1 protein-coding gene is annotated in these 368 nt (G+C 48.1%); it reads right to left on the bottom strand.

The annotated features are described in order from the left end of the window. Positions 1-368: recombinase zinc beta ribbon domain-containing protein (locus G5B06_RS18680; protein WP_173772731.1), on the bottom strand; the 368-nt coding region annotated here is incomplete at both ends.

Raw genomic sequence — 368 nt, 5'->3', positions numbered from 1 at the left:
ACAGCACTCTCATTGATACGGTGTTGTGTAGGGCATAGTGTCCCACACGGAACTTTGGTATAATTGGAACAGGTATATTGAGAAATCCGCCTGCCATTGTTGGTGCGGTGGACATACATCTTGCCGCCGCAATCGGCACAATAGAGCAAGCCTGTGAGGGGAGCCGCTTCGCCCCAGCCGTTTGGATAACGCCGTACATTGCTGCGGATTTTCTGCGCCAAATCAAAGGTCTGCTGGTCGATAATGGCTTCATGGGTATTCTCAAAGATCGTCCATTCGTCCTCAGAAACATAGTGGCTTTTCTTGTCCTTAAAGTGCTTGCGGGTCTTGAAATTGATGGTATGCCCTAAATACTCTCGTTTTTTCAA

The organism is Blautia luti (assembly GCF_013304735.1).
Taxonomy (GTDB): domain Bacteria; phylum Bacillota; class Clostridia; order Lachnospirales; family Lachnospiraceae; genus Blautia_A.
This window is presented reverse-complemented; position numbering and strand designations above follow the sequence as displayed.